This window comes from Antiquaquibacter oligotrophicus, assembly GCF_020535405.1.
Lineage (GTDB): Bacteria > Actinomycetota > Actinomycetes > Actinomycetales > Microbacteriaceae > Rhodoglobus > Rhodoglobus oligotrophicus.
Map to the genome: position 1 here is coordinate 2078903 of NZ_CP085036.1, position 26351 is coordinate 2105253.

Sequence of the window (26351 nt, forward strand, 5' to 3'; positions counted from 1 at the left end):
GGAATGACTGAAAAGGTCGTCGTCGTCAAGACGCGTCGCGGCAGCGGCCCCCGAGTCGTAGGCCGGCAGTTCCGGAGCCGCAGCAAGCACGGCCGAGTGGCATTCGACGCGGCCAGCAAGGTCGGCACCCAGCTGGTCGCTGGATGGGTCAAGTCGATCATCGACGGGTTCCGAGGGTTCGCAGAGATCAAGGGCGGTCGCTGATGGCTCCGATCTCGATCGACTTCCTCGCGAACGCCAAGGGATTCCTTCGCGGCGCCGACGACGTCGAGGCCGGCCTCGAGAAGGTCGCCAGCAGCCTCGACGAGCTCGCAGCTGACGGCAAAGACAGCAACGACAAGATCGCCAAGTCGGGAGAGGCTGCGACCGAGAAGCTTGAGCGATCGTTCGGAGATCTCGCGCGCTCGGCTCGTCGAGATCTCGACAACATCCAGGACGACGGGCGCCGTAACTTTCGTCGATTCGGGGATGCGGGGAAGTCGGCGACCGAACGTGTCGAGCGCGGAATGGAGGAGCTGAAGGACGAAGCGAAGCAGTCCACACGAGAGACCGTCGCATCATTCCGTGACGTCGAGGACGTGCTCGACCTCATTCAAGAGATGGCCGCGAACCTATTTGTCGGGTTCGGCCCTGCCGGCTTCCTGGCGGGCGCCGCAGCTGCAGTCGGTATCGGTCTGGCAGGATCGGCGATCGAGACCGGCACGGAGCAGGCTGAGGCCTACAAGCAGCGCATCAGCGACCTCGCCGACCAATTCATCGAGACAGGCCAGGTCGGCGATGAGTGGCTCACATTCCTCGTTCAGAAACTCCGCGAGCTCGCGACCGAAACCGAACCGGGAAACAACCTCAAGCGACTGAGCGAGATCGCCGATCGCGGTGACTCATCTTTCCGCAGCCTCGCCCAGGCCTACGCTGGCAACGGACGCGAGCTCGACCGACTGATTCGCAAAGAGGAGGAGCTCAAGCGGCAGCTCGAGGATCAGTCGACCGCGATCGATACCTCCACGAACGCCGGCGCCCGCGAGTATGAACAGACGATCAAGCTGATCGCGGGTAAAGACGAGTACCTCGGCAAGCTCCGCGAAGCGAAGGTAGCCGTCGACTCCGCGGCCGAGGCTGAGGCGCTCTACGCTCAGTCAGGCGGCCCGGAGCTCGAGCGCAAGGCCGAGCTCGTCAAGCTAGTCAACGACGCTTACGACGAGACCGCGAGCAGCGTCGACGACTACCGAAACGCCGAGACCGGCCTATTCGACGTGCAGGCCTACATCGACGCCATGAACGCGCGCACGACGGCTCTCCGGGACTATCAGAACAACCTCGCAACCTCCGGGCTCACCCCGGAGGCAAAGTCGTTCCTGAACAGCCAGGGTGCCGAAGCCGCGAGCAGCTTCCTCGCCGGCTATCTGTCGGCATCGCCGGAACAACGCGAGGAGTTGAACCGGATCTGGAGCGAGGCCGCCTCGGAGAACTCGGGAACGTACAACACGCAGCTGACGGGAGTGTTCCGTAACTCCGCGATCGTCGGCCCGAGCGTGACTCTCCGCGAGCCGGACGCCGGCGCCGTCACCTCGAGCATTCAGCGGCAGTTCGACAACCGCTCAGTAACTCTCCGCGTGCAGACCGTGGACCAATACGGACGGGTGATCCCCTAATGCCAACAATCACCGCGGTCAGCGGCACCACCACTCCGACACTCATCCTCGCGAGCTCGATCGTCGGCAGTCAGGAAGCGCGCACTATCGAGCACGAACTGCTCGACGGACCCTCTGCCTACACTCTCCTGCCGGCAGGCCCACGAAAGTTCGCGCTCGAGCTGCTCTACCCCTCCGAGGCTGACGCGGAAGCGGCGCGCACGATGCACACCCTCCCGCAGTCGTTCACGATCTCCTACCCAGAACGACTGATGCTCCACGGCCTGCAGTACGTGCGATTCGGAGAGATGAAGATCGCTCTTGACCCCGACACGCGACGCCGATTTGTTCTCACCCTGAACATCAGCGAGGTGAGCTGATGGGCGCCGTGCTCGAGGAAGCTACCGCTGTCGTAACGACTGACGCCGGCGCAGCGCTGCACACGCTCAAGCTGCGCTCATGGAACGTCACCCTCGACGAGTCACGAACGCCCTACGTGAACGCAACGATCGAGGCTGTACTGCCGGCATCGCTCGACACGGACGACATCACCCCGTACGCCGATCAGCGCGTGCGGCTCACCATCACACGCACACCCATCGACGGGGCGCCCGCCTCACGTTCGTTCAACCTTCTCGTTCACGAAGTCATGTCGAACCGTGCAGCCGCGACCCTCACAATCATTGCCGTCTCCGATGAAGCGAAGTGGCTCGACGTCGCCCGCCAGGACGACGCCTATGACCTTCGAATCGCGGGCGGCGCCCTCAACGGCCTCGACGCGAAGACGCTAATCGAGACCTACCTTGCCGACCCTCCCTCCGGAACGCCGCTAGGCCTCGCGCCAGGTTTCACACACGACACCGCAGATCTCTACAACGAGCTGCCGCCGACGTTCTTCCAGTGGCGCAACACGATGCTCAACTCGTCCTTCGAGACAAACACCACGGGCTGCATCGCTTCGAACGCATCGTTCGTCCGCGACAACTCGTGGGCACGTTCCGGAACGTGGTCACTGCGAGTGGCAGCTGCAAGTGCCTCCTCCTACGTCGAGCTGGGCGGGGGTAGCGGGGGCATGCGATCAGGCTTCACGGCGGGTTCGACCTTCCTCGTGCGCGCATCGGTGCGCGTCCGTACCTCCCTCGGCACCCCGAACTCGACCGCGCGATGCATACAAGTCATCGCCAGAGACGCAGCCGGCAACTATTCGGCGATCGCCACGAGCGACCAAGCGACCAACGTCGTAGGGGCAGTGACCGACCTCGAACTCGAGGTGAAGATCCCGCCGGGTGTAACCGAAGCATGGGTACGACTTGTGCACGGCCACTCGTCCGGAGATCTCCAATGGGATGCACTGCTCGTCACCAACATCGACAGCAACATCTCGACCACCGAGACGGGCCTCCCCGACTACATCTGGTACTTCGACGGCGCAAACGTCATCCGGAAATACCGTCTCAGTGCTGCCTGGCCTCCGTACCTCAACGTCGAGACGACTACGCACCCAAACCAAGAGCCGGAGTGGAGCGGACCGACCCCATACGCCTCGATCAGTCTGCTCGTGCCCGAGCCCTACGTGCAGGCCGCACAATCGGTGGCCGGTGAGCTCTACTGGGAACCGATCGCCCGCATCATGGAGGCCGCCCGGCTCCGGCTGTTCTGCGACGAGCAGCGCCGCTGGAGGTTGCGCGCGATCGGCGCGATCTCGCCTACCTCGCACGAGCTCACGGCCCAACACGACATCACCAATCTCACGGTGACCGCTTCACGGCAGCGATCGGTCGAGGAACGCCCCCTGTTCGCGGATCACATCGTCTTGACCGTCACGGACGCCATCGGCACCCTGACGGTTCAACAGTCCATCGGCACGCCCACGTGCACCTGGTTCGTAGAGCGCACGGTCGACTACTGGGCACCCACGGAGGCCTTCGAGGCCCTCGCACTCGGGATGCTCGAGAACGTCTACTACCGCCGGCACCTCGTGGAAACGACATGCCTAACCGATCTCGCCGTGAATCCCGGCGACCAGGTGCTCGTCGACGGCATCGACCAGGTCGCTGCCGTTGTGACGTTCCAATCCGGCGGAACCATGACCCTGACAAGCCGAGCAGTGGAGGCCTAATGAGCTCACGACCCTGGTACATCCGAGAAGGCGACGACAACACCCTCTATGACGGGCGCCTTCGTTTCATGCTGCGAGAGGGGGACGACGGTCCCCTCGAGCCCGAGAACCTCAGCGAGTGGGAGGACTGGAAATCCCAATGGCGGCCATATCCCACAGCTGAAACCTTCGTCGAGCTCGAAGTCGACGAGACCGGCGCCGAAGATGGCTACCTCACGCTGCACGCCACCGCCGCCGACACAATCGCGATGGGCGGCCGAGACGGCGTCTTCGACATCCAAGCCACGAAAGACGGCAAAATCCGCACCTTCTACAGCGAGCAGACCGTCCTCGAGCGGGAGGTGACCCGTGGCTGACCCCGTCATCATCGTTGAGACGGTGCGCGATCGCGTCGTCGTCATCGAGCGCGCTATCGGCCGACAGGGCGAGCATGGCCTGCCCGGTGACCTCGGCCCGCAAGGCCCCGAAGGGCCGGCCGGCCCTCGAGGGAACAAAGGTGACAAGGGCGACCCCGGCGCGCCGCTCCTGGCGATCGCCAACGTGCCGGCGTCGTTCACCAGCAGCAACGCCGAGCAGACCCTCGCCGAGTTCGACCTCGGAACAGACGCTGAGCTCGGCGACGTCCTCCGCATCGTGACCGGTTGCCGAGTTCAAAACAGCTCCGGCAGCGCTGCCTCATGGACGTTCCGCTGGTACATCAACGACGTGCTCGTGATGACACACGGCCCGATCTCCTATGCCGCCGGGGCTGTGTACGCGCTTCAGCTCGAGCTGATCGCGAGCCTCGTCGCTGACGACTACATCGCGAGCTCGTGCACCGTCGACGGCACAGCCTCGGCCACGTCCGGCACGACAGCAGCCCTCAACACCACGAACTCGCGCGTCGGGTTCGGGATCGCGACAGCCCTCGCGGCGATCTCCGCCGGCGTGCGTGTCAAGGTCACGTGTCAACGCAACTCGGCATCGTCAGCGGCCTACACGCACCATCACGTTACGTTCGTCGAGGGAATGCGCGCATGAGCTACTGGGGATACCCGAACGGCGAGATCCCCGCCGAAGCGATGTACGCCTTTGAGAGCCGCGGTGGATGGTTCTACCTCCGCGAGGACGCTGCCTACTGGTGGTGGCGGCTCCGCGCCGACTACGCGGCCACATGGGGCGTTCTGCTCGACGTCACAGACGCCTACAGGAACCTCGCCGAGCAGTGGTACTACTGGAACGCCTATCAGGCCGGATGGGGTAACGTCGCGGCCTACCCCGGCCGCTCCAACCACGGGTGGGCAATCGCCGTCGACATCTACACGCCGTCCTACGGCGGATCTGCCGGCACTCCCCAACATGACTGGCTCGTCGAGCACGCACCCAAATACGGGTGGACATGGCACACCGGCAAAGCCTCCGGTGAGTCGTGGCACTGGGAGTTCACTCAGACGCCCACGATGCCGGCGGATCTCGGCACCACCCCCGAACAAGCCCCACCACCCCCACCACCAACAGAGGAGCCAGACATGGCATTGCAAGACGGCGGCTACATCGTCGAACAGGACAAGAACGGCAAGTTCGTTCGGGGCGCGATCTTCGGCCCCGGCGTGCCCGGCGGCGTCATCGTCGCCTCGATCAGCGAGGGAGTCGAGCGACTGCAGGCGATGGGCAACCTCGCCGGCGTACGCGCCTTCAACCTCGACGACGGCAAGGGACGCCGCGTGGGAGCTCCGCTCAAGTACGTAGCCGCGGCCGAGTTCGACGCCACGGTGAAGCTCGCTGGGGAGATCTTCACCGAGTGAACTGGGAAAACATCATCGTTCAGGCTGTAGCGTCCGCCGGGGTTATCTCGGCGGCGCTCCTGCCTGTCCTGGTGAGCACGCGCAGGAAGGCCTCCTCGGCCGCGAAGGACGCGTCCGCGGCTCGGTCGCAAGTTCAGAACTCGCACACCAAAAACTTCCGTGACGACCACGACGACAAGCACACGGCCGTCATGAGCGCGATCGCGCGCGTCGAGTCAGATATCCGAGGAGTCCGTCGCGACGTCGGCCGCCTCGCTGACGCTGATGTGCGCCACGAGCAGCGCATCCATGACCTCGAGCAAACCCAACCCCGCAACCCCACTGATCGGAGCGCACAATGAGCCATGCAGCTCGACCCACCACCACCCCGAACCGTCTGATCCCCTCCCCGAAGGTGCGCTCATGGCTTTACGGCATCGCGGCCGCGGCAGCACCAATACTCGTGATCCGAGGCCTCGTGAGCGCTGACGAAGCCGGTCTGTGGATCGCACTCGCTGGCGCCGCCCTCGGTATCACAGGGACGCTGGGCGCCGCGAACGTCCCTCGTTAGTCGGGTTCGCCGCAGAGCTCGTGGACCTCGTCGATGTACGCCTGTACGTCGTCGGGGTCCATTTGCACGCCGGCCACACAATCCGCGTAGCTCGAGAGAGACGGCGTCGGGGTCGGCGTCGACGCCGGTGGGGTCGCTCCGCACCCGACGAGGAGGAGCACCAGGGCCACGGGGAGGAGTCTGGCTGTCATGGCGCCAGGGTAGCGCCACCTAGGCCGAGCGACGACTCCCGAAACGCTGCTGAGCGGCCTGACGGCTGATGCCGAGACTGTCGCCGATTGACGTCCACGACTTGCCCCGGCTCCGGTGCAAGTCCACCGCGTGCGCGATCGCCTCGTCGATCGTGTCGTGCATGGCGACGAGCTCGGCGAGCTCGAACTCGTCGCCATCATTGCCGACTCGGATTCCGCCGGCACGGATGATGCGGCCCACGAAGCCTAGGAACTGCAGGGAATCGACCTCACGGGCCACGGTGAAACTCCTCGGGATTTTGGTGTCAACCTCACGTTGACACTGTGATTCGTGACTTGTCGGGCAGCTGCAGCTGGGCGATTCCTGCCTGCAGCAGACCCCAGCTGACGCCCGTGTAAAGCTCCGTCGTGGCCACGCTCTTGTGACGGAGTAGCTCTTGGACGACGCGCATATGAACGCCGTTCTCGAGAAGGGTTGTCCCGTACCAGTGGCGCAGCTGATGCGGCGTGCCGACCACGCCAGCGCGGCGCATGGTGTCAGCTATGGCCCGGTAGACAGCGGCGCGGCTAACGTGCGGTCGATCGCTGCCCTGCAGCTCGTAGGACGCGAACCAGTAGCCGTCGACGGGGAAATGGACGGCAAGCTCGGTGATGGCCTCGTGAGCGGGGATCATCGCCGTCGCGCCGCCCTTGCCAGTCACGGTGATGATCCCGTTTCGGCGGTCGAGATCCTCGCCATGAAACTTCGCGATCTCATGCACCCGCAAGCCGGCCGCGGCCGCGAGGAGAATCATCATCCGAGTGCGTCGACGAGTTGCGCTCGCGAGGAGCAGCTCAAGGTTGCCGGTCGGGATCGGCCGGGGCTTGCCTCGAGTGCGTTTCGGGGTCGGCGTGAGGAGGCTGGGATCGTCGGCTCGCAACTGGACGCGCACGAGCCATTGGCAGTAGGCCCGGATCGTGGCGTGATAGGTCGCTTTGGTTGTCTGACCGCCATGTGCACCGACGAAGCGAATAATGTCGGCCGGGCTCAGCTCCAGCGGCGCGGCGCCGGCGTGCTCGAGTAGCCGGCGCACGATCGAGAGTCGTTCCGAGATCGTGCGCTCACTGAGCCCTTGTGCCTCCTGCCAGAGTCGCCAGTCCAACAAGATTCCATCGTGAGCATCAGTCATGCTCACCCACGTTACGATCGCGAACCCACCACGTGACGAGCCCTAATCCGAGTGACACGACAACGCCAGCCACCATCGCAAGCTCCGTCATCGCGCGATCGCCACTCGTGCCAGCACGTACGCGATCGCGTAGACACCCCAAGGGTCAGACTTGTAATGAGAAGGTCAAGGGTTCGATTCCCTTGGGCGGCTCAGACAAAAAATGGGTACCGCCATCGGCGGTACCCATTTTTGTCTGAACTGTCCCGTGAGCACTGCACCCTTGTGGGCCCCCGCTGAGCAGTCCACCGGATCGCGAAGCGATCTGGTGGCGGCTCAGTAGGGGAGTCGATTCCTTTCGCCCTCGAGTAACCGTGGCTCCCGAAGGTACTCCTCGCACCCCACCCCGTTCTGTACCCCATTCGGTCCGCCTTTTCGTGGACAAATCCCCCGTAACGTACCCCCAATTCGTGGGCATGTACCCCTCACGGACCGAAAGTCCCTTGCATCTGCGCACGAGCAGGCATACCTTTTTCGCCACGGGACACCGCAATCGGGGTTGGTGTTCGGGAGTGTATGGGGGTACACGACATGACGGGTTTTGGCATCCCTGGAGGGGCCGCTGCGGCGGTGGTGATGGCATTGGCCCTTGTCGTTGGCGGCGGTATCGGGGCTTCGGCCCCGACGGTGGCGGAGTCGGGTTCCGCCACCCCGCCGTTCTCCCGTTCGTCCGCGGTGCTGGCTCCGCAGCATCCGACCACCCCCTCGCCCCGTGTGGCCGTGGTGGAGACGATCGTCGTCGCTGCAGCAGATTCGGTAGCCCCCGAGGCAGCGCCGATCGTCGAGACCGCCGCACCCAGCCCGACCGGCGCAGAGCAACCCTCGGCGGCAGCCGGTGAGCCCGAGCTCGCCGCGGCCCTCGAGTTCGCTGCGGCGACCACGGCAACCGACCCGCGGCCGTGGGAGACCGCAGACAAGCAGATCGCTCCCGGCGAGGTGCACCCGGCGCTGTTCAGCACCGACCCGGAGACGATCGCGCGTGTCCAGGCGCTGCGCGCGCAGGGCAAGTCTTGTCCGGACCTCGGCGGGTTCACCACCTCGGGTGCTCCGAGCGCACGTTCCGCGCAGGGTGTGCCGGGTACGACAACGGCCGACCTGGTTTCGTTCGCCCAGCAGTACAACCTCATCCGGTACCAAAACTGTCTGCCGCCGGTCTCGCGGTTCGTTTACGACTCGTGCATGGAGGCTCGCCTGTTCTGGATGGCGGAGTCGCCGAGCCCTGACCCGCTCGACGCGTGGGGTCACATCGGTACGGTGCGCATCGACGGCGTCCCGAGTGTCGGGTGCGACGGCAACCTCGCCGGCGGTTCGGGTAACACCGGCGCGACGGTGGCGACCAAGTGGTGGCAGTCACTTTCGCACCGCGCCTCGCTGTACCGCCCGACGTGGTCGACCTCCGGTGTGTGCATCGCCCTCGCGATGACCCACGGCGGGATCGACGAGCCGGCGAGCTTCACGCGTGCCGCGGCGAGCTGGCGCTCCTGCTGACGCCCAGGCGTAGCCGAGGGGCTCGCGCCTAGACTTGTGGCGTGAGTGATTCGCAAGGCCCGGCCACGCCAGAGGGTGATCTGCCGGATGGCAGTCTCCCCGGCGGAGCGACGCCGACCGAGGATGCTCCCACCGAGTTCATCAGTCGTCGGGCCCTGCGGGAGTCGCGCTCCGGCCGTCGCGCCAAGCCCGCAGCGGAGGAGCCCGTAGAGCAACCGGCGGAGCCGCTGACGGTGTCGACGGAGGGTGTATTCGCCGACGTGGACGCGCAGCCCGCCGGACAGGTGCCGCCCAGTGCCACGCCGCCCAGTGCCCCGCCGCCCAGTGCCCCGCCGTCCGCGCCGCGTGGTGAGCGGGCATCCGGCGGTATCGCCGCTCTCATCCGTCGCCACCCGCGCGCATGGTTGGGTGGTGCGCTCGGGGCAGCGTTTCTGCTTCTGGCTGCGGGAGCTGTCGCGGCAGGCGCGGCGACGGCGCCGCGGCCGACGGTTGCCGCACCCGAACCCACTCCGACGGTGGAGCCGCGCACGGTGCCAGCCGCGTTACCAGCGCCCACCCCCGTCCGTACGTGCTCGGTTGCCGGCATCCTCGCCGACCCGCGCCTCACCGCGTTCAGCGGCCAGGTGGTCAGCGCGGCGACCGGCGAGGTGCTGCTGGACCGTTCCGGTGCCCAGCCGCAGCGCACCGGCAGCGTCCTCAAGACCCTCACCGCTGCTGCGGCTCTCGAGGCTCTCGGCCCCGACACTCAGCTCAGCACCCAGGTTCTCGACGGCACCTCGCCCGGCGTCATCGTGTTGCGGGGTGGTGGCGATCCGACCCTCGCCACGACCTCTGCCACCGTCTACTCGGGCGCTCCTCTCATCGGCGACCTCGCGCGAGCCGCGGTGACCCGCTACAACGAGGTCCACCCCGGTGTGCCGATCACCCAAATCGTTCTCGACTCGACCATGTGGAACCCGGATGACCGCTGGGACGACTCGTGGCTGCGCTCCGAGCAGAGCATGGGGTATCAGGCCGAGACGACGGCGCTCATGGTCGACGGTGGGCGTGCCGACCCGTCCTCCACCGTCAGCCCGCGGTCGAGCGATCCCATCGGGGACGCCGGTCGCGCGTTCCGCGACGCCGCGGGACTCACGGGGGTGACCATCACGACAGGCTCCGCACCCGCCGGTGGTGTGCTCGCGGAGGTCAAGTCCCAACCGGTGAGTGTGCTCATCGGTCAGATGATGTCGTGGAGCGACAACATCCTCGCCGAGAATCTCGCGCGTGCCGTCTCCGTCAGCATGGGGCTCGGCGGCAGCTCGGCGTCGCTCAACCAGGCCATCCCGTCCGCACTGTCCACGTACGGTCTGGACACCTCGAATCTCACCATTCGTGATGGGTCGGGTCTCAGCGAGTTCAACGCAGTGCCTGCATCGTTCATTACGGCGCTCATGAGCAAGGCACGCACGGGCGAGCAGAACCTCGGCATCATGTTCAACGCCCTTCCGGTCTCGGGGTTGAGCGGAACACTCGCGAGCCGCTTCACCGGTGACAACGCGATCGCCGTCGGAGCCGTTGTCGCCAAAACCGGCTGGATCGACACGGCCTACACTCTCGGCGGGGTCGTCAACGCCGCCGACGGAACACCCCTGGCGTTTATGTTCGCCTCGGTTCGCGACGGCATCACCCCCGACGCGAAGGATGCCCAGGACACCCTCGCGACCGGCCTCTACTCGTGCGGGAACAACCTCTCCAACAACTGACTCTCCACCAACGAAGGAGACAACCATGACATCGGCTCTGTTCATCATCGACGTGCAGAACGACTTCACGGAAGGTGGGGCGCTCGGGGTCGACGGCGGTGCGGCCGTCGCGGCAGGGGTCACCGAGTGGCTCGCGGACGGGCATCCGTACGACGTCGTCATCGCCTCCCGGGACTGGCACGACGGCCACAACGACAACGGCGGGCACTTCCACCCGGAACCCGACTTCGTGGACTCGTGGCCCGAGCACTGCGTATCGGGGACCCCCGGCGCCGAGTACCACCCGGCGCTCGGCACCCACCTCATCGACGTTCACGTGCGCAAAGGTCAGGGCAAACCCGCCTACTCGATCTTCGAGGGGGAGACGGATGACGGGGAGTCGCTGCCCGACACCCTCGAGCGACTCGGCGTCACCGATGTCGACGTCGTCGGCATCGCCACCGACTACTGCGTGCTCGCCTCCGCCCTCGACGCCGTCGAAGCGGGCAAACACGTGCGTGTTGTCACCGATCTCGTCGCCGGAGTAGCCGACGAGTCGAGCGAAGCGGCCCTTCGCACACTGTCGGCCGCAGGTGTCGAACTCATCACCAGCAAGGATGCACAATGATCAGCGAATCCGATCTCCTCGCGAAGGTACCGAACCGCCTCTTCATCGGCGGGGAATGGGTGGAATCCACGTCGGGACGATCCATCGACGTGCAGGACCCGTCGAGCGGCACCGTGATCGCCACAATCGCGGATGCCTCGGCCGAGGACGGCGGTCGTGCGCTCGATGCCGCCGTTGCCGCCCAACAGTCCTGGGCGTCGACAGCACCACGAGTGCGGGGCGAGATCCTGCGTGGTGCCTTCGACCTCCTCCAGGAACGCGCCGACGAGTTCGCGCTCCTCATGACCCTCGAGATGGGAAAACCCCTCGCGGAGGCCCGGGGCGAAGTGACCTACGGCGGGGAGTTTCTGCGCTGGTTCAGCGAGGAAGCCGTCCGCATCGCCGGCCGCTACGGCTCCAACCCGGAGGGCACGGGGCGGATGATCGTCACCCACCTCCCCGTCGGACCGTCGTACCTCATCACCCCGTGGAACTTCCCGCTCGCCATGGCCACACGCAAGATCGCGCCCGCGATCGCGGCCGGGTGCACGTCCGTCATCAAACCGGCCGAACTCACCCCACTCACGACCCTCTACTTCGCGCGACTCCTCGAGGAGGCCGGCCTGCCAGCAGGCGTCGTCAACGTCATCACCACGTCGACCTCGCGCGAGGTTTCGGAACCGATCATCGCCGACCCGCGCCTACGCAAACTCTCCTTCACCGGTTCGACGGCGGTTGGGCAGCAGTTGCTCACCCAGGCCGCGCGCGGTGTGCTGCGCACGTCCATGGAACTCGGGGGCAACGCGCCGTTCCTCGTCTTCGAGGACGCCGACCTCGACGCTGCCGTCGACGGCGCCATGGCCGCGAAGTTCCGCAACATCGGGCAGGCCTGCACGGCCGCCAACCGTTTTATCGTCCACGAGTCCGTCGCCGAGGAGTTCGCCAATCGTGTCACCGAGCGGGTCGCGGGGATGAAGGTGGGCCGCGGCACCGAAGAAGGTGTGAACATCGGCCCGCTCATCAACGAGGCCGCCGTCGCGAAAGCCGACGAGTTGGTCAAAGACGCGGTGTCCCGAGGTGCGACCGTACGCACGGGCGGAACCGTGCTCGACCGCGATGGAACCTTCTATGCCCCGACCGTGGTGTCCGGTGTGGTGCAGGGCAGCGACATCCTGCGCGAGGAGATCTTCGGTCCGGTGTTGTCGATCGTGACCTTCACGGACGAAGCGGATGCCGTGGCCAAAGCCAATGACACCGAGTTCGGACTCGTCTCCTACGCCTACACGCGTGACCTTGCTCGCGGGCAGCGCCTCATCGAATCGTTGCAGACGGGCATGATGGGGCTCAACGTCGGTGTCGTCTCCAACGCCGCGGCTCCCTTCGGTGGGGTGAAGCAGTCCGGCATCGGTCGCGAGGGTGGATTCGAGGGAATCCACGAGTACCTCGAGACGAAGTACGTGCTGACGCCGAACCCGTTCGCGTAGGAGCGTCACCCCTGTGGGTTGAGGAGCGCTCCGCAGGAGCGCGTCTCGAAACCCCGCCGCCGAGAACGGGGGTCGGGTGGGGCCGCCTTCGGGGGTTTCTGCCCGTGGACGCCCACCACACCGGAAACCCCCGAAGGCGGCTCCACCCTCCGCTCTGGTTCGTGTTTGGCTGCTCTACACACCGACGGTGAGCGACGACACGTAACCCGAGGCGACGGAGCCCGACATGGTGGCGAGCTGGTAGATGCCGCCGTCCTCGCCGAACACGTTGTCGCTGCTCAGGCTCGTGCCGGAGAGGTTCGGGGCGCTCCTCTCGTAGCCGGGTGTTGCGTAGACCGCGGCACACGCCTCCTCGGGGAAGGCGATCTGGGATGTCTTGACGATGGGGCCGTTGGTGATGGCGGTCGCGACATCCGAGTACACCTCGAAGTGGGCGTGCGGCCACCGGCCCGGATAACATCCGGGAAAGATCGACGTGAACACGACGGTGCCCGTCTCGTCGGTCTCGTGGACACCGCGGAGCCAGTTCTCGTTCTCGTACCCCGAGCTGTACAGGGAGTAGTTGCCGGCGTTATCGCAGTGCCAGAGGTAGACGGCGGCGCCCTGGAGAGCCGCGCCGGTGGCGGCGTCTCGCATGGTCAACCGGATCTCGAGCGGGGTTCCCGCGGCTGTCGCCGTCGAAGCCCCGAAGCTCGAGCGGATGTCGTTGCGCACGATCCCGGAGTCGTCGAGCACATTGACCCCGTTCGACCCGTCGCCGGGGTAGGGGCCAGCGGTCTCGTCCGGCACCTCCGCGAGGGGGCCGGATGTCTCCGCTGTTGCACTCGGCGTGGGGCTTGTCGCGGTGGCGCTGGGGGTCGGTGTGCTCGTCGCGGCCGGGGAACACGCGGCGAGAAGCGCCGTGACGCCGATCCCGCCGAACAGGCCGAGCGCGGCGCGGCGATTGACGAGGGTACCGATGTCGTAGACGAGGCCCCGGTCCTCTTCGTCGATGGGCTCGCCTCGGGAGTCGGTCCACTCGGCCTTCGTCTTTCTGCTCATGGTGTCACTCCAGCGGGTCGGGCTGCTCGTGTGCTTGATATCGCCTATGAGGGGGCTATGAAGCCATGCTGACACCATTCCTGCTTGACGTGACACCACTGTGGTGTCATAGTGGTGCACATGGAACTTTCGCAGTACGTCAGTGACCTCCAGCGCCAACTCGTCGACGCGGCCGACACGGGGTCGCCAGAGACACGTGCCGTCGCCGAGCGACTGGTGGGGAGCCTGGATGCCACGGCCAGACTCGTACTGCTCGACGTGCTGTCCGCGGCCGCCAGCGAGATCACGCGAGACCTCGCGCCGGGATCGGTCGACGTGCGCCTGCGCGGGCGGGATGTCGACTTCGTTGTCGCGGCCGCGCCAGCGGAGACAGAGGGCGATGACTCGGCAGCGGCATCCATTGACCTCGACGACGTGAGCACCACCCGCACGACGCTCCGGCTGCCCGACGCGCTCAAGTCGCGTGTCGACGAAGCGGCAGCAGCCGACGGGCTGTCCGTCAACACGTGGCTCGTGAGGGCGGTCGCCGCCGCGCTCCAGCCCAAACAACGCCGCACCGCGCAGCGAGCGCTGCGCACCGGCGGAGACTTCGCGGGGTGGGCCCGCTAGGCCGCCCCCACCAGAACATCCCTCAGCCCCGCGACCGCGGGGAGGAACACACACGCCCACGGAAAGGGAGGCGCGAGCATGCCCTCATTCAGCACACCCAGCCCCATCGACCTCGCCATCAACCTGCAGGTCGGATTCGTCGAGGTCGTCGCGAGCGACCGCGACGACACCGTTGTGACCGTCGTGCCGACGAACCCCGGCAAGGCAGTCGACCGTCGTGGCGCCGACGAGACGGCGGTCGACTTCGACGGCCAGCGACTGACCGTCATCGGCCCCAAGCCGCGGCTGAGTTGGATCGGCCCCACCGAGTCCATCGACCTGCGTGTTGAGCTACCCACAGGATCGCGGCTCACAGCCGAGCTGCCCGTCGGCAATGTACGCACGAGCGGACGACTCGGGGCCACACGCATCAAGGCCTCGACGGGCGCGGTCGACCTCGAGGCCACGGGGGACCTGTGGCTGCGGGCATCCCACGGCAATGTCACCGCCGGCATTGTGGATGGGGCGGCCGAGGTCACTGCCGACCACGGGCAGATCCGCATCGACAGCATCGCAGCGGATGCCGTGCTGCGGGCCTCGCACGGCAGCATCGCAGTCGGTGAGACGGGCGGCGATGTGGAGGCGAAGCTTTCCTACGGGGACCTGGAGATCGGATCGGCGCTCGGCTCCGTCACGGCGAACACCGCCTATGGCACCGTGCGGATCCGCGAAGCCTCGAGTGGCTCCCTGCAGCTCGAGAGCGGTTACGGCCAGATCGACGTGGGCATCCGCGCGGGTGTGCCCGCATGGCTCGACCTTTCCTCCAAGGAGGGCCGGGTGCGCAACGAGCTCGACGGCGAGGGGGCGCCCGCCGAGACCGAGCAGTCCGTCGCCGTGCGCGCCCGCACCCAGTTCGGCCCTGTCACCGTCCACCGCGCCCGCTAATTGCCAACCAGAAGGAGAAGCGCATGACCTCGGCCATCCACGTCCGCGGGCTCACCAAGTCCTACGGCACACAAACTGTCCTCGACGGCGTCGACCTCACCGTTGAGGCCGGCACGGTCACCGCACTGCTCGGCCCCAACGGCGCGGGCAAAACGACAACTGTGCACGTTCTCAGCACACTCCTGCGCCCCGACTCCGGCACCGTTCTCGTGAACGGCCACGACGTCGTGCGCGAGGCGGAAGCGGTACGGGCCTCGATCGGACTCACCGGTCAGTTCTCGGCCGTCGACAACCTCATCACCGGCGAGGAAAACCTGATGCTCATGGCACGGTTGCGCCACCTCGGCGCGACACGTTCGAAGCAGCGGGTGGCCGAACTGCTCGAGCAGTTCGACCTCGTCGAGGCAGCCCGCAAGCCGCTAGCCACCTACTCGGGCGGGATGAAACGGCGACTCGACCTCGCCATGACCCTCATCGCACGCCCCGACGTGATCTTCCTCGACGAACCCACCACCGGCCTCGACCCGCGCAGTCGCCACACCATGTGGAACATCGTCCGCGACCTCGTCGCCGACGGCACCACCGTGCTGCTCACCACCCAGTACCTCGACGAAGCCGACGAGCTCGCGGGGCGAATTGCCGTCCTCGACGGTGGTCGCATCGTCGCCGACGGCACCCCCGACGAGCTGAAGAGACTCGTGCCGGGAGGCCACCTGCGGCTGCGTTTTGGCGACGCGGATGCCCTCGCCGAGGCATCCCGGATCCTCGTCGGCACGCAGCGCGACGACGCCGAGCTCACGCTCAGCGTGCCGAGCGCCGGCGGGGTCGACACCGTGAGAACCGTGCTCGACCGACTCGACGCGGCACACATCGAGGTCGCCGACCTCAGCATCCACACCCCAGACCTCGACGACGTGTTCTTCGCGCTCACCGGTCGGGTCGACGCGGCCAGCGGCGCCGCGAGCAGCCCAGACACGGCGAGCAACACAGACACGGCGAGCAGCACAGACACCGCGAGCAACACAGACACGAAGGAGAACGCATCATGACCGCCATCGCCCCAGCCCACCAGAGCCATGTGATCTCCGATGCGGTCACGATGCTGCGACGCAACCTGCTGCGCGCCATTCGCTACCCGGGCCTGTCGATGTTCACCATCCTCGGCCCCGTCGTTGTCCTCCTGCTAGTGGTGTTTGTGTTCGGCGGTACCCTCGGCGCGGGGCTGCCCGGTGTGGACCCGGCCGGCGGACGGGAAGCATACCTGGCGTACGTGATGCCGGGCATCCTGCTCATCACGATCGCGGGCACCGCGAGTGGGGCGGCGATCACCGTCGCCATGGACATGACCGAAGGCATCACTGCACGTTTTCGCACGATGTCGATCTCGCGAGGCGCCGTGCTCGCCGGGCACGTGCTCGGCAACACCGTGCAGGCGCTCGTCGCCGTCGCCCTCGTGCTCGGTGTCGGGATGCTTGTGGGGTTCCGGCCCACCGCGGGGCCCCTCGAATGGCTCGCCCTCGTCGGTGTCATCACACTCATCTCGTTCGCGGTCAGCTGGATCGGCATCGGAATGGGGATGCAAGCCAAAACCGTCGAGACGGCGAGCAACCTGCCGCTCATCCTCACCCTCCTCCCCATGCTCGGAAGCGGCTTCGTGCCCACCGAAACGATGCCGGCCTGGCTCCAGTGGTTCGCGGAGTACCAACCCTTCACGCCGTTCATCGAAACCGTGCGTTCGCTGCTCACCGGAACGGAGCTCGGGTGGAACCTGGTGCTCGCCCTCGGCTGGGCGGTGGTGCTGACGGTGGTGGGGTACGTGTGGTCGATGGCGATCTACGAGCGGAAGTCGGTGCGGGGGTAACGGGGCGCGCGCCCTCCGGTCACGTGTAGGTCGAGGCGTCTGGCGGTAGCATTCGGCGGTGATCATCCGCATCGATTCGCTCGACGACCCGCGGCTGAAGGACTATTCGCACCAGACCGATGTTGCGCTCAAGAAAGCACAGGGCACCGAGCACGGGCTCTACTTGGCGGAGTCGGCGCTCGTGCTCGGACGGGCGCTGCGAGCCGGCCACCGGGCGCGCTCCGTGCTCGCGCTCGGCACCTCCGCCGAGCAGGCGGTGGCGCTCGTCGGCGACGACGTTCCCGTATTTTCCGGGCCGGGGGAGCTTCTCGAACAGCTCACCGGGTACGTGCTGCACCGCGGCCTCATCGCATCGATGCATCGCCCACCGCGGCCGTCGGTGTCGTCCCTGATTGCGGATGCCCGCCGCATCGTCATCCTCGAGAACGTTGCAGACCCCACCAACGTCGGCGCGATCTTCCGCTCGGTCGCAGGGATCGGGGCGGATGCCGTGCTCGTCACGCCGCGCTGCTCCGACCCGTTCTACCGCCGAGCCATCCGGGTGTCGATGGGCACCGTGCTTCAGGTGCCGTGGACGAGGACCGGTGACTGGGGCACGTTGCGGGCGGAGCTCGTGGAGTCCGGGTTCGAGGTGGCCGCCCTGGCACTCGAACCCGGGGCCGTCGCGTTACGCGACTTCGCGGCATCCGCCCCCGAGCGTGTCGCGCTCGTGCTGGGGGAGGAGGGTTACGGCCTCACGCGCGAAGCCCTCGACGCGGCCGACACGATCGTGCAGATCCCCATGGCGCACGGCATCGACTCCCTCAACGTGGCGGCCACCGCGGCGGTGGCGATGTACGCCCTCGCGCCCTGAGCGATCTCCCCCTACACGAGGAGCTGGTGCTTCGCGAGGTCCTTGTAGAGCGGGGTGGACTGCACGAGCTCGGAGTGGGTGCCGACACCCACGACGCGACCGTGGTCGAGCACCACGATCTGGTCAGAGTCGACAACCGTCGAGAGTCGGTGCGCGATCACGATGAGGGTGCGGTCGACCGCGACGGCGTCGATCGCCTCGCGCAGCATCTGCTCGTTGAGGCCGTCGAGCGAGGACGTCGACTCGTCGAGCAACAGGATGGGGGGTGCCGCGAGCAGCGCACGGGCGATGGCCAAACGCTGACGCTCACCCCCGGAGAGCATGATCCCGGATTCCCCGACGGGGGCGTCCAGCCCGAGCGGGTTGCGGTCGAGCACCTCGGTGAGGTTCACCGACCGCAGCACCTCGATGCACTGCTCTTCCGTGGCATCCGGGGCACCAAGCAACAGGTTCTCGCGGAGCGTTCCCGCAAGCACGGGGGCATCCTGTTCGACGTACCCGATCTGGCTGCGCAACTCGACACGATCGAGCCCGCGGATGTCCACACCACCGAATCGGACCACCCCGGCGGTGGGGTCGTAGAACCGTTCGATGAGCGCGAGAATCGTGCTCTTGCCGGCACCGGACGGACCGACAAGCGCCGTGCGCTTGCCTCGGGGAGCATCGAAGGAGACGCCGCGCAGCACAACACGGTCGGCGGCTGCTCGTTCCTCGGCCGCGAGTTCCGCGCCCTCCGGGTCATCGGGGGCTGCCGCTGGCCCCGCGCCCTCCGGGTAGGAGAACTCGACGTTCTCGAATGAGATCGCGGCATCCGATTCGATCGCGGCGACGGGAGTGATCTCGGCGTCGCGATCTGTCTCGAGGGGTAGCGTCACAATCTCTTGGATGCGACCGAGAGCACCGAGCGCTTGGTTGACGGAGTTGATGGCACCGAAAGCCTGGCCGAGCGGCATGATCATCATGAACAGGAAGAGGATGAACGCCACGAGGCTCGCCACCGTGATCGCGCCGCTCGCAACACGGAAGCCGCCGACACCGAGCACCACGAGGAGCGCGACCTGCAGCGCGATGCCCGACACGGGCACAACGAGAGCGGAGATGCGCGCAACAACGAGCCCCTGCTGCCACGCCCCCTCCGCGTCCTTCTCGATCGCGGCCGTCTCGCGCTCGGTCGCGTTCGCGGCACGCACCGTGCGCACGGCGGAGAGCGAGCGCTCCACCGACGCCGCGAGGTCGCCGACCTTCTCCTGCTGTTTACGGCTGGCGACCCGGATGCGCATGGAGAGGGTCACGACGGTAACCACGGCGACCGCGATCACGAGCACGGTGAGCCCGAGGAGTACGGGGTCGATGATGAGCATGGCGATGAGCGCACCCACAAAAACGAGCGCGCCGCCGATGGCGTCGATGAGCCCCTGGGTGATGACGGCGTAGAGCAACGTCGTGTCCGAGCCAACCCGCGAGACGAGGTCGCCGGTACGGCGTGTGTCGAACTCGCTGATCGGGAGCCGCAGCATCCGGCGCACCAACTGGCGGCGAGCGGAGTAGACGACGGATGTTCCTGTCCTCTGCAGCAGGTAGTGCTGGAATCCGCTCAGCACCGCCGAGGCCACAACGAGCCCGATGAGTGCCCACACGAGCATCCCGAGCGATTCGCCCGACTGAACGACGGTGATCACTTGGCTGACGAGTGCGGGCTGGGCGAGCGACGCGCCGGCGGCGAGGATGCTGAGGCCGATGACCACGGCGAGCACGGGTCGGTGCTCTGCGAGGTAGGGGAGGAGCTGGCGGAAACTGGCGCGGGGGCCGTCGTCCTGCGGTCGCGCGAAGGGCGAGCGCGACGGACGACCACTACGGGGGGAACTCATGGACTCTAGTCTCGCCCTTCACGCGCCCCCGTGAGTACGCCAACGGGAGTGTTCGCTCACGGCGTGGATACACCGACCGGAGGCCTGCCGCGCTGCTTGCACGTGTGCGTGGAGTTGAGCGCTGCCTACCGCACGCCGCGCACGGGCAGGATCGCGAGACCGCCGACCGCGGCCGCTGCGGCGGACACGATGAAGAGGCCCATAAACCCACCGAGGTAGGCGACGATGAACGCCCCAACGAGCGGTGCAACGGCTTGGGGCACGGTTGTCGCGATGTTCATGATGCCGAGGTCTTTGCCGCGGGTGTGCGAGTTCGGCAGCACCTGGGTCGCGAGTGCCTGGTCGACCGCCATAAAACACCCGTAGCCGATGCCGAGCAGGGCTGCCGCGACGAAGGTGACGGCGAGGTCCGGCACAAACGCGATGATGAGAGCCGCAAGCCCCTGGAGGTAGGCGGCCACGTAGACGAACGGCTTGCGGCGCCCGATGACGTCGCTGAGTTTGCCGAAGCCGAGCGCGGCGAGGATGAAGAAGACGAGGTAGACGAGGGTGAGGCTCAGGAGGTCGTCTTCCGCTGTCTCCTCCCGGCCGAGGCCGAACATGATGAAGTACAGCAGCAGGGTGGTGCCGAGTGCGTTGCCGATGTTGACGAGGATGCGACTGACGAGGGTCCACCCGAAGTCGGGATACTTCACGGGGTTCACCCAGAAGCCGCGAACGAGGGCCGCGAGTGTGAACGGTGGGCGCAGCACCCTCGGCAGCACCTCATCCGGAACAAACGCGAGGAAGGGCAGCACGAGCACCACAAGCAACACCGCCATGAGTGTGTACCCGAGGAACGGTGTGAGGCCGAGGAGGATGACGAGAAGGAGCCCCAACACCGTGCCAACGGCCTGCGGGGCAGACACCCAGCCGGAGACGAATCCACGCTGGCCGACGGGAACCTGGTCGGAGATCGTGGCCGTGAGCGCCGCCGACAGCATGCAGAAGCCGATGATGGCGATCGACCACGCGACGCCGATTCCGACCATGGTGGTCTGGATGCCCAGCAGCACAAGCGCGACAGCGAAAACGAGTGCGCCCGCGAGGATCCAGGGTCGCCGCCGTCCGAACCGCGACGTGGTGCGGTCGGACAGTGCTCCGGTCAGGGGGTAGGCGATGAGCGCGCACGCACCAGCGATGCCGGAGATGATGCCGAAGGCGACAACACTTTCCGTCCAGTCCGTCGGGTTGAGGACCGTATCGACCTGCTGCGGGAGCAGCAGTTGGATGGGCGTGAGTTGCGCCATCCAAATGCCGAACCACGCGGTCGCGAAGAGCGCGATCCACCCGGCGTGGACCCGCCGCGTTGGCTCAGCGAAGGGCGTGAAGGTCGCCGCGCGTCGACCCCGGCCCGTGGGGGTCGGCGTCGCAGCACCCGGGGGTGGTGGCAGATCGACCGGCGGTGCCGGGGGACGAGCGGACTCAGGACCTTGCGGCGGTGTTGCGGTCACAGCCACAGGCTAGCGGCTGCGACCGGCTCAGCCGCGGAGCGAGCGCAGCAGAATCGCCGTGGCGACGGCGGCCTCGGCGGCCTCGGCACCCTTGTCTTCTTTCGAGCCGGGCAGGCCAGCGCGATCGATTCCCTGCTGCTCGTCGTCGAGGGTGAGCACCCCAAAGCCGACGGGCTTGCCCGTGAGCAGTGATACCTGCGTGAGACCGGAGGTCGCCGCATCCGACACGTACTCGAAGTGGGGTGTTCCGCCGCGGATGATGACGCCGAGCGCCACAACCGCGTCTGCACCGGCATCGAGCGCTGCCTTGCTGGCCACGGGCAACTCGAATGACCCCGGAACACGCACCTCAGTGATCTCGACCCCGGCCTCACCGAGCGCACGCCGCGCCCCCGCGAGCAACCCGTTGGTGATCTCCTCGTGCCACTGGCCGGCCACGATGGTGACCTTCAGGCCCGTGCCGTCGGTGTGGATGGTGGGCGATCCTGCGCCGCTCATGAGATTCCTTTCGTGGGGGTAGTTGTGCCCGTGTTGATGGCCACTTCGGCGTCGAGGACTGCGTCGCTCGGCAGCAGGTGGCCCATACGGTCGCGCTTGGTTTCGAGGTAGGCCTCGTTGAACTCTCCGACACCCACGACGAGGGGCACCTGGTCGAGCACGGTCATGCCGTGGTCTGCCAGTTGCAACACCTTGTCTGGATTGTTGGTGAGAAGCCGGATTTCGGTGAGGCCGAGGTCGCGGAGGATGTCGACGGCCGCGCCGTAGTCGCGAGCATCGGCGGGGAAGCCGAGGGCGATGTTCGCGTCCAGAGTGTCGAGGCCTGCCTCCTGAAGGCGGTACGCCTTGAGCTTGTTGATGAGGCCGATACCGCGACCCTCGTGGCCCCGCATGTAGACGACGACACCGCCCGAGCGCTGGATCTCGTCGAGGGCTGCATCCAGCTGCGGTCCGCATTCGCACTTCTCCGAGCCGAACACTTCGCCGGTGACACACTCCGAGTGCACCCGCGCGAGCGCACCGTTGGTCGGCGCGTCGCCCGTGACGGGGTCGTCGGCGATGATCGCGAGGTGGTCGGCCCCCGTCGTGCGGTCGCGGTAGGCGCGGAATCGGAAGGCGCCGTGGGTGGTGGGGATGGTCGTCTCCACCTCGAACGTCACGCGAGGGCTCTCCGGGATCTCCACGGCGACGGGAACGTCTCGGTCGCAGTGCCACTCCTGCAGGTAGTCGATGAGCGCCGCGATCGTGATGACCGGCAGCTCGTTGTCCGCACCGAGGGCGATGAGCCCGGGAAGGCGCATCATCTCGCCGTCCTCGGCCACGATTTCCGCAATCACGCCGACGGGCATGAGCCCTGCGAGCTTGAGGAGGTCGACCGCAGCCTCGGTGTGTCCGGGGCGCGAGCGAACCCCGCCGTCGTTGGCCCGCAGCGGAAGGATGTGACCGGGGCGCCGCAACCGCGTCGGGGTCGCCGACGGGTCGGCCAGCACCCGGAGGGTGTGGGCGCGATCGGCAGCGCTGATGCCCGTGCTGAGTCGATCAGCGGCATCCACCGACACCGTGTAGGCAGTACCGAGCGGGTCCTGGTTGTCGGCGACCATGAGCGGCAGTTCGAGGCGATCGGCGATCTCGTTGGTCATGGGCGCGCACACAAAACCGGACGTGTGACGGATCGTCCACGCGAGCCACTCCTGGGTGGCGAACTGGGCGGCCATGATGACGTCACCCTCGTTCTCGCGGCTCTCGTTGTCGACGACGATGACGGGGCGGCCCGCGCGCAGCGCGTCGAGCGCTGCGGGGATCTCGGCGAGACTCATGATGCGACCTCCTCGGTGGAAGGCGCCGGGGCAACCTCCGCGAGCCTCAGCACGTGGCGCGCGAGGATGTCCGTCTCGATGTTCACGCGGTCGCCAACCTCGCGCTCGCCGAGGGTTGTCGCCTCGAGGGTCTCCGGGATGAGGGACACCTCGAACCAGTCATCACCGACGGCGCTCACCGTGAGAGACACACCGTCGACGGCGATGGAACCCTTGCGTGCGACGAGAGGTGCCTCCTCGGCCGACAGGCTGAAGCGCAGCACGCGCCATGCGCTGCCCGCCTCGATAGAGAGGAGCGTCGCGGTGCCGTCGATGTGACCCTGGACGATGTGGCCACCCAATCGGTCCCCGACCTGCATGGCGCGCTCGATGTTGACGTGACGACCCGGGGTGAGCTCGGCGAGGGTGCTCATGCGGATCGTCATGTCCATGACATCCGCCTCGAACCAGTCGGAACCTTGCCCGACAACGGTGAGGCACACGCCACTCACCGAGATCGAGTCGCCATGTTTGGCGTCAGACGCGGCGAGCGGGGCGCGCACCGTGAGGCGGGCGGCATCCGCCGTCTGCTGCCAAGCGATGACCTCGCCGCGTTCTTCGATGATTCCGGTGAACATGGTTACTCCTCCACCTTCGTGGCTGGTACTGCTGTGATGAGGATGTCGTCGCCGAGGGCTTCGACACCGGTGAACGTCAGGGGGATCGCCTCGTCGATCGACCCGATACCGAGGTCGTCGACGGCGATCCGTGGCCCGCCGATGAGCTTCGGCGCCACAAAAACGAGGAACTCGTCCACGAGACCCGCGCGAACGAACGCGCTCGCCAAGGTCGGGCCGCCTTCGACATAGGCGCGCCGGATGCCACGGCCATACAGATCGCGCAGCACCTCCTCGAGGTCCCGAGAGTGGGCCGCCACGAACTCCCGTTCGCGCAGCTTCGCGCCCTCCGGCACGGGCCGCTCGCCCACGACCACCGGAAGCGGCTGGTGGGCGAGTAACTCGCCGGCATCCCCCCGGGCGGTGAGGCTCGGGTCATCGGCGATGACGGTACCCGTACCCACGAGGATCGCGTCGGACTCGGCCCGCTGCTCGTGCACAAGCTGCCGCGCCGCCGTGCCCGTGATCCACTGGCTCGAGCCGTCGGCAGCAGCCGAGCGCCCGTCGAGGCTCGCGGCCCACTTGAGGGTCACCCACGGGGTGCCCCTGCGGGTTGCGGTAAGCCACTTCGTCAGGAAGGTTTCCGCCTCGTCGGCGAGAACGCCGGGCACCACGTCGACACCCGCATTGCGGAGGTGGGTTGCACCACCCGAGGATGCTCGGCCCGGGTCATCCACCGCGTAGACGACGCGAGCGACCCCCGCCACGATGAGCGCGACGCTGCACGGGCCGGTGCGGCCGTGGTGGTTGCACGGTTCCAGGGTGACGACGGCGGTGAGACCGCGGGCGTCGTCGACCTTCGAGAGGGCGTCGACCTCGGCGTGGGGTGTGCCGGCGCCGCGGTGCCAGCCCTCGGCGACGATCTCGCCGTCGGGGGAGAGGAGCACGCAGCCCACCTGCGGGTTGCCACCCGTGACGGGGCCGCGGGAGGCGAGGCTGAGCGCGTGCCGCATGGCGTGCTCGTACGGCGCTGTGCTGTCGCGCACGGCGTTCTCGTGCGGTGCGGCGGTCATCCGGTGTCCTTCGGTCTTCGTGGAAGACGGACTCCGGGGGTGGTCGAACGACCCGCCCCGAGGCATCGCCAAGGGGCCCGTGCATCCTCCCATCCGGACTGAGAGGTCTCGCGACCTCATTACCGTCGGTGCCGGAATTTCACCGGCTCAACCCTTGCGGGCTCGCGGACTATCACCGCCGGTTCGGACTTTCACCGACCCCGGAGCACGTACTACTGCTGACGAGTGTAACGCCGCACCCTCAGCGGTATTCCCGCCCGTTACGTCTTACGTCGCTCAGCGCCGCACCGCGCGCGGAGGTTTGCGCCGGTCGCGCCCGTTCAACCCGGCGCGCGCGTGGCAAACCTCAGCGTGGGAAACGTCGCTCAGCGCCGTCCACTCACACCGGGGCGGGTTAGGGCTTCGGGAGGAAACCGACCGCGTCGTAGACGCGGCGCAGGGTTGCGTCGGCGATCTCCGCCGCTCGGTCGGCCGCGGCGCCCAGGATCCGATCGAGCTCGGCGGGGTCGGCGAGCAGCTCCAGCGCACGTTCGCGAATGGGGCCGAATTCGGATGCCACGACCTCCGCCACCGCGCCCTTGAGGTCGCCGTACCCTTTGCCGTCGAACTCGACTTCGAGGTCGGCGATGGAACGCCCGGACAGCACAGAGTGGATGGTGAGCAGGTTCGATACCCCGGCCTTGTTCTCGCGGTCGAAACGAACCTCGCGCTCGGCATCCGTCACCGCCGACTTGATCTTTTTCGCGGTGCGCGCCGGCTCGTCGAGGAGCCACAGCACACCAGAATCGGTCGCGGCAGATTTCGACATCTTGGCGTTCGGGTCCTGCAGGTCGTAGACCTTCGCGGTCTCCTTGAGGATTTGCACCTCGGGCACTACAAAGGTCTCGCCGAACCGCGTGTTGAAGCGGTTCGCGAGGTCGCGCGTGAGTTCGATGTGCTGCCGCTGGTCTTCGCCGACGGGCACAACGGTCGCGTCGTACAGCAGGATGTCCGCCGCCTGAAGGATGGGGTAGGTGAAGAGTCCGACCGATGCCGAATCGGCGCCCTGCTTCTGCGACTTGTCCTTGAACTGCGTCATGCGGCTGGCCTCGCCGAAGCCCGTGATCGTGTTGAGCACCCACGCGAGCTGCGGGTGCGCCGCGACCTGAGACTGCACAAAAAGTGTGGAGATGGAGGGGTCGATTCCGGCCGCGATGTACTGGGCGGCGGTGCGACGCGTCTGCTCCCGGAGCTGAGCCGGATCCTGCGGCACCGTGATCGCGTGCAGGTCGACGACACAGAACACCGCGTCGTGTGTGACCTGCATGTCACGCCACTGGAGGAGCGCACCCATGTAGTTGCCGAGGTGGAGCGAGTCGGCGGAAGGCTGCATACCGGAGAAGAGGCGGGTCTTGGTCACCCGATACAGCCTAAAGGTCGTCGTCAGAGCTCAT

At 67.0% G+C, this 26351-nt stretch carries 29 protein-coding genes and 1 riboswitch; of the genes, 18 read left to right on the plus strand and 11 right to left on the minus strand.

The features are described 5' to 3' along the window. Positions 1-3 precede the first annotated feature (3 nt). From LH407_RS10125 to LH407_RS10165, 9 genes are read left to right on the plus strand one after another with little or no spacing between them, the layout of a single operon-like run. The gene (locus LH407_RS10125) at positions 4-204 is read left to right on the plus strand and encodes a hypothetical protein (protein WP_322134115.1); all 201 of its coding nucleotides are present in this window, start codon (positions 4-6) and stop codon (positions 202-204) included. Further along, entirely contained in the window at positions 204-1652 is a 1449-nt protein-coding gene (locus LH407_RS10130) for a hypothetical protein (RefSeq protein ID WP_322134114.1), read from the plus strand. The genes LH407_RS10125 and LH407_RS10130 overlap by 1 nt, the downstream gene beginning before the upstream one ends. Further along, positions 1652-2011, plus strand: a complete 360-nt coding sequence (locus LH407_RS10135) for a hypothetical protein (protein ID WP_322134113.1) — start codon at positions 1652-1654, stop codon at positions 2009-2011. The genes LH407_RS10130 and LH407_RS10135 overlap by 1 nt, the downstream gene beginning before the upstream one ends. Further along, positions 2011-3750: a hypothetical protein gene (locus LH407_RS10140; RefSeq protein WP_322134112.1), complete on the plus strand. Its 1740-nt coding sequence runs from the start codon at positions 2011-2013 to the stop codon at positions 3748-3750. The genes LH407_RS10135 and LH407_RS10140 overlap by 1 nt, the downstream gene beginning before the upstream one ends. Next, a complete protein-coding gene (locus LH407_RS10145) occupies positions 3750-4106 on the plus strand; it encodes a hypothetical protein (RefSeq protein WP_322134111.1) in 357 nt (118 codons plus the stop codon). Before LH407_RS10140 ends, LH407_RS10145 begins: the two co-directional genes overlap by 1 nt. Next, entirely contained in the window at positions 4099-4770 is a 672-nt protein-coding gene (locus LH407_RS10150; protein WP_322134110.1) for a hypothetical protein, read from the plus strand. The genes LH407_RS10145 and LH407_RS10150 overlap by 8 nt, the downstream gene beginning before the upstream one ends. Further along, on the plus strand, positions 4767-5534 hold the full coding sequence (locus LH407_RS10155) for a M15 family metallopeptidase (RefSeq protein WP_322134109.1): 768 nt from the start codon (positions 4767-4769) through the stop codon (positions 5532-5534). The genes LH407_RS10150 and LH407_RS10155 overlap by 4 nt, the downstream gene beginning before the upstream one ends. Beyond that, entirely contained in the window at positions 5531-5875 is a 345-nt protein-coding gene (locus LH407_RS10160) for a hypothetical protein (RefSeq protein WP_322134108.1), read from the plus strand. Before LH407_RS10155 ends, LH407_RS10160 begins: the two co-directional genes overlap by 4 nt. Continuing rightward, on the plus strand, positions 5872-6084 hold the full coding sequence (locus LH407_RS10165; protein ID WP_322134107.1) for a hypothetical protein: 213 nt from the start codon (positions 5872-5874) through the stop codon (positions 6082-6084). The genes LH407_RS10160 and LH407_RS10165 overlap by 4 nt, the downstream gene beginning before the upstream one ends. Here the strand turns inward: LH407_RS10165 and LH407_RS10170 are convergent. Genes LH407_RS10170 through LH407_RS10180 form a run of 3 tightly spaced genes read right to left on the minus strand, consistent with a single transcriptional unit; the run spans position 6081 to position 7444 of the window. After that, positions 6081-6275 carry a hypothetical protein gene (locus LH407_RS10170; protein ID WP_322134106.1) on the minus strand — a complete coding sequence of 65 codons (195 nt, stop codon included), beginning with the start codon at positions 6273-6275 and terminating at the stop codon, positions 6081-6083. The genes LH407_RS10165 and LH407_RS10170 overlap by 4 nt on opposite strands. A gap of 19 nt (positions 6276-6294) precedes the next feature. Then, on the minus strand, positions 6295-6555 hold the full coding sequence (locus LH407_RS10175; protein ID WP_322134105.1) for a hypothetical protein: 261 nt from the start codon (positions 6553-6555) through the stop codon (positions 6295-6297). 31 nt (positions 6556-6586) lie between these two features. Continuing rightward, complete coding sequence (locus tag LH407_RS10180; RefSeq protein WP_322134104.1) at positions 6587-7444, minus strand: tyrosine-type recombinase/integrase; 858 nt, start codon at positions 7442-7444, stop codon at positions 6587-6589. A gap of 570 nt (positions 7445-8014) precedes the next feature. Here LH407_RS10180 and LH407_RS10185 point away from each other — a divergent pair. The 4 genes from LH407_RS10185 to LH407_RS10200 are packed head-to-tail and all read left to right on the plus strand — an operon-like array spanning position 8015 to position 12786. Further along, a complete protein-coding gene (locus LH407_RS10185; protein ID WP_322134103.1) occupies positions 8015-8971 on the plus strand; it encodes a hypothetical protein in 957 nt (318 codons plus the stop codon). Positions 8972-9012: 41 nt separating this feature from the next. Then, positions 9013-10716 (plus strand): D-alanyl-D-alanine carboxypeptidase/D-alanyl-D-alanine endopeptidase, encoded by a 1704-nt coding sequence (gene dacB / locus LH407_RS10190; protein WP_322134102.1) that lies wholly within the window; start codon positions 9013-9015, stop codon positions 10714-10716. Positions 10717-10741: 25 nt separating this feature from the next. Beyond that, positions 10742-11323: an isochorismatase family protein gene (locus LH407_RS10195; protein WP_322134101.1), complete on the plus strand. Its 582-nt coding sequence runs from the start codon at positions 10742-10744 to the stop codon at positions 11321-11323. Further along, on the plus strand, positions 11320-12786 hold the full coding sequence (locus LH407_RS10200) for an NAD-dependent succinate-semialdehyde dehydrogenase (protein WP_322134100.1): 1467 nt from the start codon (positions 11320-11322) through the stop codon (positions 12784-12786). Before LH407_RS10195 ends, LH407_RS10200 begins: the two co-directional genes overlap by 4 nt. A gap of 174 nt (positions 12787-12960) precedes the next feature. Here the strand turns inward: LH407_RS10200 and LH407_RS10205 are convergent, their stop codons facing one another. Next, positions 12961-13827, minus strand: coding sequence for a dioxygenase family protein (locus LH407_RS10205; protein ID WP_322134099.1), 867 nt, complete (start codon positions 13825-13827; stop codon positions 12961-12963). Positions 13828-13947: 120 nt separating this feature from the next. Here LH407_RS10205 and LH407_RS10210 point away from each other — a divergent pair, with 120 nt between their 5' ends. The 5 genes from LH407_RS10210 to LH407_RS10230 all read left to right on the plus strand — a co-directional run bounded on the left by LH407_RS10210 (position 13948) and on the right by LH407_RS10230 (position 18074). Continuing rightward, positions 13948-14436, plus strand: coding sequence for a type II toxin-antitoxin system HicB family antitoxin (locus LH407_RS10210; protein WP_322134098.1), 489 nt, complete (start codon positions 13948-13950; stop codon positions 14434-14436). A gap of 78 nt (positions 14437-14514) precedes the next feature. Next, positions 14515-15360: a DUF4097 family beta strand repeat-containing protein gene (locus tag LH407_RS10215; protein WP_322134097.1), complete on the plus strand. Its 846-nt coding sequence runs from the start codon at positions 14515-14517 to the stop codon at positions 15358-15360. Positions 15361-15383: 23 nt separating this feature from the next. After that, positions 15384-16409 carry an ATP-binding cassette domain-containing protein gene (locus tag LH407_RS10220; protein ID WP_322134096.1) on the plus strand — a complete coding sequence of 342 codons (1026 nt, stop codon included), beginning with the start codon at positions 15384-15386 and terminating at the stop codon, positions 16407-16409. Beyond that, entirely contained in the window at positions 16406-17221 is an 816-nt protein-coding gene (locus tag LH407_RS10225; RefSeq protein ID WP_322134095.1) for an ABC transporter permease, read from the plus strand. Before LH407_RS10220 ends, LH407_RS10225 begins: the two co-directional genes overlap by 4 nt. A gap of 58 nt (positions 17222-17279) precedes the next feature. Continuing rightward, positions 17280-18074 (plus strand): TrmH family RNA methyltransferase, encoded by a 795-nt coding sequence (locus LH407_RS10230; protein ID WP_322134094.1) that lies wholly within the window; start codon positions 17280-17282, stop codon positions 18072-18074. 11 nt (positions 18075-18085) lie between these two features. On the opposite strand, the gene LH407_RS10235 is transcribed toward LH407_RS10230, so the two are convergent. From LH407_RS10235 to trpS, 7 genes are all read right to left on the minus strand, one after another. Beyond that, positions 18086-19942, minus strand: coding sequence for an ABC transporter ATP-binding protein (locus LH407_RS10235; RefSeq protein ID WP_322134093.1), 1857 nt, complete (start codon positions 19940-19942; stop codon positions 18086-18088). A gap of 125 nt (positions 19943-20067) precedes the next feature. Continuing rightward, positions 20068-21435: an MFS transporter gene (locus tag LH407_RS10240; RefSeq protein ID WP_322134092.1), complete on the minus strand. Its 1368-nt coding sequence runs from the start codon at positions 21433-21435 to the stop codon at positions 20068-20070. A gap of 27 nt (positions 21436-21462) precedes the next feature. After that, on the minus strand, positions 21463-21933 hold the full coding sequence (gene ribH / locus LH407_RS10245) for a 6,7-dimethyl-8-ribityllumazine synthase (protein WP_322134091.1): 471 nt from the start codon (positions 21931-21933) through the stop codon (positions 21463-21465). Then, the gene (gene ribA, locus LH407_RS10250) at positions 21930-23249 is read right to left on the minus strand and encodes a GTP cyclohydrolase II (protein ID WP_322134090.1); all 1320 of its coding nucleotides are present in this window, start codon (positions 23247-23249) and stop codon (positions 21930-21932) included. Before ribA ends, ribH begins: the two co-directional genes overlap by 4 nt. Then, entirely contained in the window at positions 23246-23866 is a 621-nt protein-coding gene (locus LH407_RS10255) for a riboflavin synthase (protein WP_322134089.1), read from the minus strand. The genes ribA and LH407_RS10255 overlap by 4 nt, the downstream gene beginning before the upstream one ends. Before the next feature lie 2 nt (positions 23867-23868). After that, positions 23869-24918 (minus strand): bifunctional diaminohydroxyphosphoribosylaminopyrimidine deaminase/5-amino-6-(5-phosphoribosylamino)uracil reductase RibD, encoded by a 1050-nt coding sequence (ribD, locus tag LH407_RS10260; RefSeq protein ID WP_322134088.1) that lies wholly within the window; start codon positions 24916-24918, stop codon positions 23869-23871. A 76-nt stretch (positions 24919-24994) separates the two neighbouring features. Beyond that, positions 24995-25130: riboswitch (FMN riboswitch) on the minus strand. A 182-nt stretch (positions 25131-25312) separates the two neighbouring features. Continuing rightward, positions 25313-26317, minus strand: a complete 1005-nt coding sequence (trpS, locus tag LH407_RS10265; RefSeq protein ID WP_322134087.1) for a tryptophan--tRNA ligase — start codon at positions 26315-26317, stop codon at positions 25313-25315. Between the last annotated feature and the right edge of the window lie 34 nt (positions 26318-26351).

Bases quoted from the DNA above. Each gene is read 5' to 3' on its own strand.
- LH407_RS10125 (WP_322134115.1), top strand. From the start codon at position 4: ATGACTGAAAAGGTCGTCGTCGTCAAGACGCGTCGCGGCAGCGGCCCC.
- LH407_RS10130 (WP_322134114.1), top strand. From the start codon at position 204: ATGGCTCCGATCTCGATCGACTTCCTCGCGAACGCCAAGGGATTCCTT.
- LH407_RS10135 (WP_322134113.1), top strand. From the start codon at position 1,652: ATGCCAACAATCACCGCGGTCAGCGGCACCACCACTCCGACACTCATC.
- LH407_RS10140 (WP_322134112.1), top strand. From the start codon at position 2,011: ATGGGCGCCGTGCTCGAGGAAGCTACCGCTGTCGTAACGACTGACGCC.
- LH407_RS10145 (WP_322134111.1), top strand. From the start codon at position 3,750: ATGAGCTCACGACCCTGGTACATCCGAGAAGGCGACGACAACACCCTC.
- LH407_RS10155 (WP_322134109.1), top strand. From the start codon at position 4,767: ATGAGCTACTGGGGATACCCGAACGGCGAGATCCCCGCCGAAGCGATG.
- LH407_RS10165 (WP_322134107.1), top strand. From the start codon at position 5,872: ATGAGCCATGCAGCTCGACCCACCACCACCCCGAACCGTCTGATCCCC.
- LH407_RS10170 (WP_322134106.1), bottom strand. From the start codon at position 6,275: ATGACAGCCAGACTCCTCCCCGTGGCCCTGGTGCTCCTCCTCGTCGGG.
- LH407_RS10180 (WP_322134104.1), bottom strand. From the start codon at position 7,444: ATGACTGATGCTCACGATGGAATCTTGTTGGACTGGCGACTCTGGCAG.
- LH407_RS10185 (WP_322134103.1), top strand. From the start codon at position 8,015: ATGACGGGTTTTGGCATCCCTGGAGGGGCCGCTGCGGCGGTGGTGATG.
- LH407_RS10195 (WP_322134101.1), top strand. From the start codon at position 10,742: ATGACATCGGCTCTGTTCATCATCGACGTGCAGAACGACTTCACGGAA.
- LH407_RS10200 (WP_322134100.1), top strand. From the start codon at position 11,320: ATGATCAGCGAATCCGATCTCCTCGCGAAGGTACCGAACCGCCTCTTC.
- LH407_RS10205 (WP_322134099.1), bottom strand. From the start codon at position 13,827: ATGAGCAGAAAGACGAAGGCCGAGTGGACCGACTCCCGAGGCGAGCCC.
- LH407_RS10210 (WP_322134098.1), top strand. From the start codon at position 13,948: ATGGAACTTTCGCAGTACGTCAGTGACCTCCAGCGCCAACTCGTCGAC.
- LH407_RS10215 (WP_322134097.1), top strand. From the start codon at position 14,515: ATGCCCTCATTCAGCACACCCAGCCCCATCGACCTCGCCATCAACCTG.
- LH407_RS10220 (WP_322134096.1), top strand. From the start codon at position 15,384: ATGACCTCGGCCATCCACGTCCGCGGGCTCACCAAGTCCTACGGCACA.
- LH407_RS10225 (WP_322134095.1), top strand. From the start codon at position 16,406: ATGACCGCCATCGCCCCAGCCCACCAGAGCCATGTGATCTCCGATGCG.
- LH407_RS10235 (WP_322134093.1), bottom strand. From the start codon at position 19,942: ATGAGTTCCCCCCGTAGTGGTCGTCCGTCGCGCTCGCCCTTCGCGCGA.
- ribH (WP_322134091.1), bottom strand. From the start codon at position 21,933: ATGAGCGGCGCAGGATCGCCCACCATCCACACCGACGGCACGGGCCTG.
- ribA (WP_322134090.1), bottom strand. From the start codon at position 23,249: ATGAGTCTCGCCGAGATCCCCGCAGCGCTCGACGCGCTGCGCGCGGGC.
- LH407_RS10255 (WP_322134089.1), bottom strand. From the start codon at position 23,866: ATGTTCACCGGAATCATCGAAGAACGCGGCGAGGTCATCGCTTGGCAG.
- ribD (WP_322134088.1), bottom strand. From the start codon at position 24,918: ATGACCGCCGCACCGCACGAGAACGCCGTGCGCGACAGCACAGCGCCG.